A 9,230-nucleotide genomic window follows, 5' to 3' on the forward strand; every position below is an offset into this window, starting at 1 on the left:
ACGTCGTGACGGAGGGGGCGGGCTATGACGGGGATCGACGGGACATCGTTCGTGAGCCTGTCTCGCGGCGACCTGTTTCCGTGGGCGGCGCTGCGCGATGCCCCCGAAGTCACGTTCGGCTATCATACGACGGCCGGCCGTTACCTCGTCTTCCTGTTCTACGCTTCCGCCGCGGATCCCGCCGTGCAGGAGGCCATAGGGGTCGTTTATCGACATCGCGCCTGCTTCGACGATGAGCGTGGCTGCTTCTTCGGTATGGGACGCGACGCATCGGACAAAGCGCAGGGACGCGTCGCCGACACGATGCCGGGCATCCGGTTCATGGATGACAGTCTGGGCGTCGCGGCCAGGATCTGCGGAGCCTTGCCCGAGGGGCCCGGCCCTGTCGATGCGGGGGCGACGTCGCGGGCCTTCTGGCTCGTCGTCGATCCGACCTTGCATGTGTTGGCCAACATTCCGCTCGGCCCTGAGGCTCGCGACCACGACGCCGTCCTGGAAATGGTGCGCGACTTGCCGGCGCCGGGCGCCTTCGCGGGCTTTGAACTGCCTGTGCCTGTGCTGCTGCTGCCGAACGTCTTCGATCGCGCCCTATGCCGCCATCTCGTCGGGCTCTACGACGCCGACGGGGGCTCGGAGTCGGGGATCTACCGCAACGGCGCGGGCGTGAACGACCATTCCTTCAAGCGTCGCAGGGATTACACGATCGAGGATGCCGATTTGATCCGCCGGCTCCAGGGCATGATCGCGCGGCGGGTCTCGCCTGAGATCGAGCGGATCTTCTTTACCAAAATCACCCGGATGGAACGCTACATCGTCGGTTGCTACGCGGCCGAGGACAACGCGCATTTCCGCCCACACCGCGACAACGGCCCGGGGCTGACGGCGCACCGCCGCTACGCCGTGTCGGTCAACCTGAGCGAAGACTTCGATGGCGGCGAGGTCAGCTTTCCAGAATACAGCCAGCGCGGCATCAAGGCCCCGCAGGGCTGGGCCGTCGTGTTTCCTGCCGCCATCCTCCATGCCGTTTCGAAGGTGACCTACGGCCGGCGCTACGCCTTTCTGCCCTTCGTCTACGACGAGGAGGGGGCTAAGATCCGCGACCGGGAACTGGCCCGCCATCACGCGGCCACGGCCGCGTGAGATCTCGCGCCGACCGCCGGAGTGCGATGTCACAAAACATCAGCGGGTGCAGGACCAGGTAGGCCACCTCTCAGCCCCTGCGCGACAGCATGCCGTCGACCACGGGCACAATGCCGTAGTCGTTCATCCGCTCTCCGGATGACGAGTGAATTTGAACGCTCTGAGCAAGCACAGGGACAACACACTCCGTCATCCCGACCTCGCTGAAGCGGCGCCGTCCTGGTTTGTGGTTCGTCGAGGGCTTCCCTGCTTCAGCTGGGGTGGACCCGCCACAACCGAACCGACACGCTTTCCGGCTCGGCCCGATGGACCCTCTCCCCGCGCGTCATTTCGGATCGAGCCGCCCCTACCCGCGTTCTCTGACCCGTCGCGGTTCGTGCGCCTCAGGTCCATGGACGCAAGCGCGTCCTGGACCTGTCTGGTCCACCCTTCGCGGCTTTCCGGAACCAGCCTATCCATCACCGCCACAAATCCGAGCTGGCGCAGGTTGTCAGCCGCGTTCCCACACGGTCCCTTACCGTTCCTCCGAACTTATACATCTTGGAGCGGTTCTTGAGCGTCAGTTCGTCGTTCACCACGCCGCTGGCAGCGCAGCGTTTGGTCGACGGAAAAGACCGCCGCGCAGGCAGCACCAAGCCGCCGAGCTTCTTCTCCTTTTAGTCCACCATGCCGAGCAGTTGCGCCAGTGCTACCTCCGACAGGCTGCGGGCGAGGTGATAATCATTGCGCGATCCGGCGAGGATCACCGTTTCCACGACGACCGCTTCGTCCGGTCGTGCGACCGCGGTCGCGCGCCTTTTGGAGGTGAATCGTCGCGGCGGTCCGCCTCGCGCCATATCAGGCGAGAGATGGATCGCGAGGGCCGCTCCTGCCGCCGGCTGTATCGCACCTCGGCACGGTGGACGTCCCGTGGCGAAGTTGGCCCTCCCGATCGAGCGCGCCAGCCGCTTCTGCCGCCGCGCGACGAGACGCTTCACCGCAACAGGTTTGGTTGGGCGCGTGCGGTTCGGAGCGGCGTGGCGCGCGGTAGCTTCTTCGCCGGTAGCCACCACGAGGGCGTTGACGAGGCCGACATCCACACTGGCGACCGAACCCGGGCGGGAGTGGCGTGGTCGCACGCGAAGCAGGCGTGCACCTTGCTCGTGTCGGTCGGAACCCGCGCGGTCGAACCATCGAGGTGTGGGTTGTCGCAGGCGCGGCCTTTCTGGCCTTGGCCCGAACGATCGCCCCGGCCTGCATGGGATCGCTCGTCATCGGTTCATCCGTGTCGAATTGAAGGCACGCGTACCATCATCTCGACGTAGCGATATGCGGCAGCCCAGGATGCCGCCGACCCCCGGAACGGCCTCGCGTAGCGGCGCCTCGCCGATGAGAAGCACCAGCATGGTCGCTCGCGGCCCCGCGTCGAAGCGGTGATAGCTGGCCTTCGGTGAACCCGTCTTTTGACGATGCGAAGACTGGTGTCGTGCGACGGCGCGACTTGAATGGCGGCTTGCCGAATGAGCTTCGGGGCTCGCGCCCCTCGCGCTTGGCACTGCGCCGCTCCTCGAAGAATCGCTCGGAGGCGGCACCGAGGTCGATGGTCGCCTGGGCGCCCGCGCAAAGGGTGAACGCGAAGGTCCAGGGCAGGTCGGTCTTGCGCCGCAACGTTCAACTGGCGCACAGGCGTGCCGTGGTGGCCACATCGCTTTTCCGTTTCGCCTCGTCTGGTTCGGCGCGTGCGGCGTCCGACAAGGCGCGATGCTCGGCGGACGCTCGGTTCCAGGCGAGACGCGCCGTGCCGACTGCGCGCTGCATATGCCGCTCCTGGGCGACCGTCTGGTCTTTGGCGATGCGACAGCCGAGTTTCACGGCGAAGCGCGCGTGTCAGAAGTGACCATCGTCTGCTTTTGGTGGGCGTCGTCGGCATGTGAGGCGGTCAGGCGACCGGGGCCGCGACTGACGGAGCTTCGTCGGGCGGTCGGCCGGCTCGGGCTGAGGTGCGAGCCGCGCAGCGGTGAAGGCCCGCAGCCGATACGACCAGGCGCGCGATCCTCGGACGATCAAGTCGACTGGATGTCGACCGCGATCTGAACGGCCGCGACGAGAGCTTCCGCGGCGACCGGCTGATAGCCCTGCATGTCCACCCCGACGTCGACGCGGCAGGGGTCGAGGTGAGGCACCCGTGCGTTCCTCGGCGTGCCGTGTACGTGGCCGTGCGCCATGACGGTCGCGACCCGCCCGTCCCGGTTATGCGCCGATCCGGGCCACGCCAGCATCGGGTAATGGCACAGCGTCAACCTCACACCCGCGACGCGCTGGCTCGCCAGGTCGCGGACCGAGGCCCAGGCGCAACCCTTGACCACGTCGTCGCCGTCGTGATTCCCGCGCACGAGGTGAATGGAGCCGTTCAGCCGACGGAAACGGCGCTCCGCCGTGCCCTTCGGACCGAGCGAGAAGTCGCCGAGATGCCACACCGTGTCGCGCGGGCGCACCAGCGCGTTCCATCGCTCGGTCAGGGCGGCGTCCATCTCCTCGGCGTCGGCGAACGGCCGGTCGCACATGGCGATCACGGACGCATGTCCAAAATGCGTGTCGCTCGTCAGCCAAAGCGTCATCGACGGTCTCCGCAGGCTGGCGCGAGCGTTTCGCCCTCGACGACAACGCGAACCTCGTCGGCATCGAGATAGCGGCGCTCGATGAGCGCCTCGGCCAGGCGCTCGACGCTGCCGCGATGCGCCGCGACGAGCGCGGTCACGCGTCGGTGCGACGCGCTCAGCATCTCGTCGATCGTCGCCGAAAGCCAGGCGTCGTCGAGCATGTGGCTGGCGTCCAGCGCGCGAAGGCCTCGCGCACCCATCCCCCATCGGCCGAGCGCCGACATCGACAGCGCCGTGGCGTCCGACAGGTCCTGTTCGCAACCCGCGCTGTGCGAGCCGAGAAGGACCTGCTCGGCCACAAGCCCGGCGACGAGGATGTCGAGCCGCCCCTCGACCGTCGCCAGCGTGGCCACGGTCGAACGCGTCGAGCGCGCGTATCGCCGGTCGAGGTCGACCTCTTCGAGGCGGGCGACCCCGCTCCGAAGCATGACCAGCGCGTGCCCGGCCTCGTGAACGGCGATGACACGGTCTTCGGCGGGATCGAGACCGGTCGCCTGCCGCCGCGACCGCAGCGCCGCGCAAACGTCGTCGGCGCAGACTGCACGTCCGAACACGCGACGCGCCGTCCGTCTCGCATCCCTGACGAGGAGCGAAATCTCGGCGGGGCTCATCCCGCGGCACAGCCGCGCCGCTGCATCGAGGCCATCAAGGCCGGCCTCGGGACCGAGATGCAGCCGCAACACGCCGGAAAGGGCACCGATGTCCGGCGCCGGCAGAACCACGTGGCGGTCGAGACGGCCCGCACGGCACAGCGCCGGGTCGACGCGCTCGGGATGGTTCGTGGCCGCTACGACCACGATGCCATCGCGCGGCGCGGCGCCGTCGAGGAACGCGAGCCAGCCGTTGATGACGGCGGTGAACCAGGACTCGTTATGGCCGTTCTCGCCGCGCCGGCCCATCGTGTCGACCTCGTCGATGAACAGGATGAACGGGCCCGACTTCGCCTTCGCGCGCCACTGATCGAAGAGCTTGGTCATGCCGCGGCTCATCGTGTCGCCGGCCGACCCGCCGGCGGCGGACCAGTCCGTGTAGGTCGTGGGGACGAGGTCGACCTCGCATTCGAGCGCCAAAGCCTTGGCGAAGGTCGTCTTGCCGCAACCGGGCGGGCCAGACAGAAGGATGCCGCGATCGACGTCGCTCCAGGGCAGGCTGCCGGCGCGATAGTCGCGGAGATCGGCGGCAAGGCTCGCCCCCCAGTGTCCTGCATCGCCGAACCCCGTCATCTCGGACAGGCGGCGCACGACGCCGTCGGCTGCAGGCGGCTTGGCCCCAGGCGTGGCCCCGGGGCGGCGATCCTTCGCCTTCGACGGGCCTTCCGCGCGATCCCGGGCCAGCTTGCGGATGCGGTTGCCGGCGTCGATGTGATCGCCGTCGGGCTGCACGACGAGAATGAGGTCGTCCCAGCCGAGCAGGGCGGCATCCTCGTCCTTGACGCGGATCTTGTTGCCCGTCGCGGCCTCGACCACGGAAGCGATGACGTCGCCGCGCGGCACCATGGGGATCGTGATCGTGCGGTCGGCCAGCGTCACGGCTTCGCGGGGCGTCATGTTTCGACCGTCAGCCGTCACGGCGACGATGGGCGCGCCGCGGCGCAGCGCGGCGGCGTACCATCCGGGCAGGACCACGCCGTCCTCGCCCACGACCAGGATGCCAGGTCCCGGCTTCGTGTGACGGCCACCGACGCAGTCCTGGATCGCGGTTCGGATGGCCTCCGCCACGGGGTTGATGAGGGCGTCCTGCCCGGTGATCACGCAGGTCGTGCCCCGGCGCAGCACCTGCGGGTCGACGCCGGCGCGATCGAGGAAGACGGCGCCGAGCCAAGTGGTCGGCGGCACCGGCTCGGGAGGCGGGATATCCTCCTCGGCGGCGACTTGCATGGCGACCCGCTGTGCTGAGCGGATGGCGGCGACGAAGCTGTGCGGCAAGCTGGACAAAAGCGGTTCCCCTGACGACCGCTTCGGTATGCCGGAAAAACGTTGCGTCGCCGTGAGCTGGCGCGATCAAATCAGGTAAACGAGAGTCAACCATCCGTTACGCGAGGCAATAGTTCGATATCGAGAATCGCCAGCTCACAATCGGTAACAGATGCATGTCATGGCTTTCGACGGGATCAGCTCGGGACGCGGAGGCCGTCATGCGGACTAGACTTTGGGTTTTCAGCGATCTTCATCTCGAAACGGAAGGCGAGGTGGATATCTTGCGCGGCGCACCCACGTCCTTCGACGCGATCGTCGTGGCCGGTGATGTCGATACGCCGAGCTGCCGCGCCCTGTTCTGGCTCGCGGAGCGCTTCCAGGGCTGCCGGATGATCTACGTCCCGGGCAACCACGATCGATGGTCCGCGAGGCTCGAGCGTGTCACCCATGATGAACACGATGAAAGCGGGCGCGAGGTCGCGGCGCGCTACGGCATCGACTGGCTCGACCGCGGCAGCGTCGAGGTCGGCGGTGTGACGGTCCACGGCTGCACGCTGTGGACCGATCTGCGATTGGGATATGGCGACCTCGGTCACAGCACCGGCATGGCGCGGCGGGGCATGAACGATTATCGCCGCATCCGCAGGCGTCCGAGCGGCCGACATCACTACATCCGTCCCGAGGACACCCGCGAGTGGCACCGACGCGACCTCGCCTGGCTCGACGGAGCGCTGACGACGCCCGACGGTCTACCGCGCCCGCGCCCGGCCGTGGTGGTCACCCATCACGCGCCGAGCCCGCAGTGTCTGGCAGATCCCTGGGACCCGTTGCGGCACTGCTACGCGAGCGATCTCCGGCCGTTCATCGAGCGGCACAGGCCCGACCTGTGGATCCACGGCCACGTCCATCACCATGTCGACCACCGCGAGGTTTCGACACGCATCGTCGCCAACGGGCGAGGTCGCGGGAGCGAGGCGGCCGATTGGAATCCGAGCATGGTCGTCGAGGTGGGCGACATCGCCGTGGATGTCATCGAGGAGAGTCTCCGTCGCGAGTGAGCAGGACGTCGGCATCGGCGAAGCAGATTGCGGCTGGTATCAGGCGCGCGTCATATCGCCGGTGCCCAGACCCGGCAGTCTGAGGTTTGAGAATGCCGGACCCGCGGTGACGTGATGTAGGGGGACATGGTGACGGCTCAACCGGTGCCTCAGCTCGACTTTGGCCAATCGGGCGGTCTGGTCGGATCGGGTTGACGAAGCGAGCGTGAAGCGCGGCTCTGCCATGACAGCGGCATGGTACCCCAAGGCCCGTCCCACCTTCTCCGATGCCCTCGCGGCCGTGCGCCGCGCGAGCTGGCGCGAACAGCATTTCCAAACGTTACCGCGGCACACCGACCGCCGAAAAGTCCCCTTCAGGCTGCCGCCAGCCTCGGCCTACGCCCTCTGCAACGCAGCCTGCAAAGGACAAAGTCGAGCTTACAAGGCAGCCCTCGCTGCAGGAGTACGCTGCTCCCCTACGTCGACCTGAGGCAGCGCGTCCGCACAGATCATTCTCTGCGTATGATTTGGACTTCGGCGAACGAGGCGCTGGTGTCGCTTCATAAGCGCTTCGGCGAGATCTACTCGGATATCGGCCGTCCCTCGATCCCGCCCGAGCAGCTTCTGCGGGCAATGCTGTCGAAGGCCTTACACTCGATGCACTCCGAGTGACAGCATATGGAGCACATCGATTTTTGTCTCCTGATCCGCTAGTTTATCGTGCTAAGCATCAACGATCCCGTGTGGGACGTGTCGACATTTTCCAAGGTACGATCAGTACGTCTTAGGAAATTTCGGTGGCTGACGGTTCTTAGTCAAGCTCTAATTCCATATAAATTTAACATTTCCTTAGGAATATTGAAAATTTCTAGTACCTAAAAGGTTGCAGCCTCGATTTTATGCTGAGGCGTAACTTCGGATTCATAGGTTTCGTTCACTGTCGGGAGGTTAAGTTTGAAGTGGAAGCTAACTCATGGATCAGAACGCGAGAATGGAATACCTCTGTGCTGCAATCCTGAAAAGTCTTGATCGTTTCGACTTGGATGTCAAAGGTCTTACAGAGCGTTTAGATCGTCATGAACAGTTGATATCAGCGTTTTCGGCAGCGATATCTGGCTATCAAGACAATATTCCGAAAAAATTGGATAGCATTTTGAGTAATATAGACAGATCGATTGATGAAAAATTAGCAGACACGGATTTTGCGATCGCAGACAATAACAACTTATTCAAATCGGCTGCGGTTCGACTCAACGAGGAAATCAGAAATAGCTATGTCGACGCAGTCGGTGCTCTACTAAATCCTATCGAGGATCGGCTGAACAAAATCGATGAGAATATGTCGAAAATTCTGGAAAGCAGTTCGAAAAGCTAAAAGATTTAGAGCCTAACTCAAAAGCTCACGATCGCACGAGTTGCTAGATGGCGGCGAGCGCGATGAAGGCCAGCAGGGTTGAGGTGAGGTGCTCGAAGTTCTTGGCCAAGCGCTGGCTCCGACACAGCCAGGAGAAGGTCCGCTCGATTCTCCAACGTAGCTCGATCACCTCCAAGGCGACCGCGTTGGGACTGCGGCGGACCACCTCCAGCCGCAGCCCGTTGCCCGCTGCGGCTCAAAGATCTGTTATGCATTGTAGCCCGTGTCGGCGACACACAATGGCGAGGCGCTGGTGCTGCTCGACGAGCGGCTTTGCCTCCGGCAACTCAAGGTGCTCATGCACGCTGACCGTCTCGTCCGACAGATCCGCCGGATCCCTGCGGTGAAAGCCGCCTTGTGGGAGGAGCGTCTCGCGGCTAAGATCTGCCCTTATTAATGTTCATAAAATCAGAGCCTTGGCTCAGTAGCTCAACGTTGTCGAACTCGGCCGCCGCCGTCGCTGGTCCGAGGACGAGAAGCTCCGCATCGTGACGGAGTGCCTGGAGGCGCCGCGGCCGGTGTCGGCGACGGCGCGTCGTCACGGCATTACCCGGTCTCAGTTGATGGCGTAGCGCCGGGCGTTGAAGGTTGAGCGCGTCTCCCCCCCCCCGGCGCCGGCCTTCGTGCCCGCCGTCCTGGTGCCGGAGCCGGCCGCTGAAGCCAAGGCAGCGACGCGTCGAGGAAGGCCTCGGCAGGCCGTGCAGGGCCGCATGGTGATCGAGGTGGGGCGGGGCCGTCGCGTGGTGGTGGACGGCGCCGTGGACGCCGAGGCGCTCGCGCGCGTGCTCGACGTGCTGGATCGGCGATGATCCCGGTCCCGTCCGGCGTCCGGGTGTGGATCGCGGCCGGCCACACCGACATGCGTCGCGGCATGAACGGCCTGTCGCTGCTGGTGCAGGAAGGTCTCAAGCGCGATCCGTTCGCGGGCGACCTGTATGTGTTCCGAGGCCGGCGCGGCGACCTGATCAAGTGCCTGTGGCACAACGGGCTCGGCCTGTCGCTCTACACCAAGCGGCTGGAACGGGGCCGGTTCGTGTGGCCCGCGACGGCGGGCGAGAGCGTGGCCATCACGCCCGCGCAACTC

General features: G+C 65.5%; 11 protein-coding genes and 1 pseudogene. 7 read left to right on the forward strand and 5 right to left on the reverse strand.

Annotation, left to right across the window (positions count from 1 at the left end):
- The first annotated feature begins 24 nt into the window (after positions 1-24).
- Entirely contained in the window at positions 25-1,140 is a 1,116-nt protein-coding gene (locus D3273_RS15130) for a 2OG-Fe(II) oxygenase (protein ID WP_129227723.1), read from the forward strand.
- Positions 1,141-1,796: 656 nt separating this feature from the next.
- Here the strand turns inward: D3273_RS15130 and D3273_RS15135 are convergent.
- From D3273_RS15135 to D3273_RS15145, 4 genes are all read right to left on the reverse strand, one after another.
- Entirely contained in the window at positions 1,797-2,219 is a 423-nt protein-coding gene (locus D3273_RS15135) for a hypothetical protein (RefSeq protein WP_129227724.1), read from the reverse strand.
- 571 nt (positions 2,220-2,790) lie between these two features.
- On the reverse strand, positions 2,791-2,991 hold the full coding sequence (locus D3273_RS29960) for a helix-turn-helix domain-containing protein (protein WP_428977781.1): 201 nt from the start codon (positions 2,989-2,991) through the stop codon (positions 2,791-2,793).
- Positions 2,992-3,182: 191 nt separating this feature from the next.
- A complete protein-coding gene (locus D3273_RS15140) occupies positions 3,183-3,737 on the reverse strand; it encodes a metallophosphoesterase family protein (protein ID WP_129227725.1) in 555 nt (184 codons plus the stop codon).
- On the reverse strand, positions 3,734-5,713 hold the full coding sequence (locus tag D3273_RS15145; protein ID WP_129227726.1) for an AAA family ATPase: 1,980 nt from the start codon (positions 5,711-5,713) through the stop codon (positions 3,734-3,736). Before D3273_RS15145 ends, D3273_RS15140 begins: the two co-directional genes overlap by 4 nt.
- A 200-nt stretch (positions 5,714-5,913) precedes the next feature.
- Here D3273_RS15145 and D3273_RS15150 point away from each other — a divergent pair, with 200 nt between their 5' ends.
- The 3 genes from D3273_RS15150 (at position 5,914) to D3273_RS15155 (ending at position 8,107) form a co-directional block, all read left to right on the forward strand.
- Entirely contained in the window at positions 5,914-6,753 is an 840-nt protein-coding gene (locus tag D3273_RS15150; protein ID WP_129227735.1) for a metallophosphoesterase, read from the forward strand.
- A 234-nt stretch (positions 6,754-6,987) separates the two neighbouring features.
- The gene (locus tag D3273_RS30110) at positions 6,988-7,404 is read left to right on the forward strand and encodes a transposase (RefSeq protein WP_487343516.1); all 417 of its coding nucleotides are present in this window, start codon (positions 6,988-6,990) and stop codon (positions 7,402-7,404) included.
- Between the two features lie 301 nt (positions 7,405-7,705).
- Positions 7,706-8,107, forward strand: coding sequence for a hypothetical protein (locus D3273_RS15155; RefSeq protein WP_129227727.1), 402 nt, complete (start codon positions 7,706-7,708; stop codon positions 8,105-8,107).
- Positions 8,108-8,150: 43 nt separating this feature from the next.
- Here the strand turns inward: D3273_RS15155 and D3273_RS15160 are convergent, their stop codons facing one another.
- A complete protein-coding gene (locus D3273_RS15160) occupies positions 8,151-8,312 on the reverse strand; it encodes a transposase (RefSeq protein WP_165359506.1) in 162 nt (53 codons plus the stop codon).
- A gap of 295 nt (positions 8,313-8,607) precedes the next feature.
- Between D3273_RS15160 and D3273_RS29175 the strand changes: the two are divergent.
- The 3 genes and pseudogenes from D3273_RS29175 to tnpB form a co-directional block, all read left to right on the forward strand.
- A pseudogene (locus D3273_RS29175) lies at positions 8,608-8,718 on the forward strand (transposase); the annotation flags it as partial.
- A gap of 51 nt (positions 8,719-8,769) precedes the next feature.
- Positions 8,770-8,955, forward strand: a complete 186-nt coding sequence (locus tag D3273_RS29180) for a hypothetical protein (RefSeq protein ID WP_245501182.1) — start codon at positions 8,770-8,772, stop codon at positions 8,953-8,955.
- Positions 8,952-9,230, forward strand: a 279-nt coding sequence (gene tnpB / locus D3273_RS15170; RefSeq protein WP_165359507.1) for an IS66 family insertion sequence element accessory protein TnpB, incomplete at its 3' end; no start/stop codon positions are given. The genes D3273_RS29180 and tnpB, both read left to right, overlap by 4 nt.

The organism is Lichenibacterium minor (assembly GCF_004137685.1).
Taxonomy (GTDB): domain Bacteria; phylum Pseudomonadota; class Alphaproteobacteria; order Rhizobiales; family Beijerinckiaceae; genus Lichenihabitans; species Lichenihabitans minor.

Bases quoted from the DNA above. Each gene is read 5' to 3' on its own strand.
- D3273_RS15130 (WP_129227723.1), top strand. From the start codon at position 25: ATGACGGGGATCGACGGGACATCGTTCGTGAGCCTGTCTCGCGGCGAC.
- D3273_RS15140 (WP_129227725.1), bottom strand. From the start codon at position 3,737: ATGACGCTTTGGCTGACGAGCGACACGCATTTTGGACATGCGTCCGTG.
- D3273_RS15150 (WP_129227735.1), top strand. From the start codon at position 5,914: ATGCGGACTAGACTTTGGGTTTTCAGCGATCTTCATCTCGAAACGGAA.
- D3273_RS30110 (WP_487343516.1), top strand. From the start codon at position 6,988: ATGGTACCCCAAGGCCCGTCCCACCTTCTCCGATGCCCTCGCGGCCGT.
- D3273_RS15155 (WP_129227727.1), top strand. From the start codon at position 7,706: ATGGATCAGAACGCGAGAATGGAATACCTCTGTGCTGCAATCCTGAAA.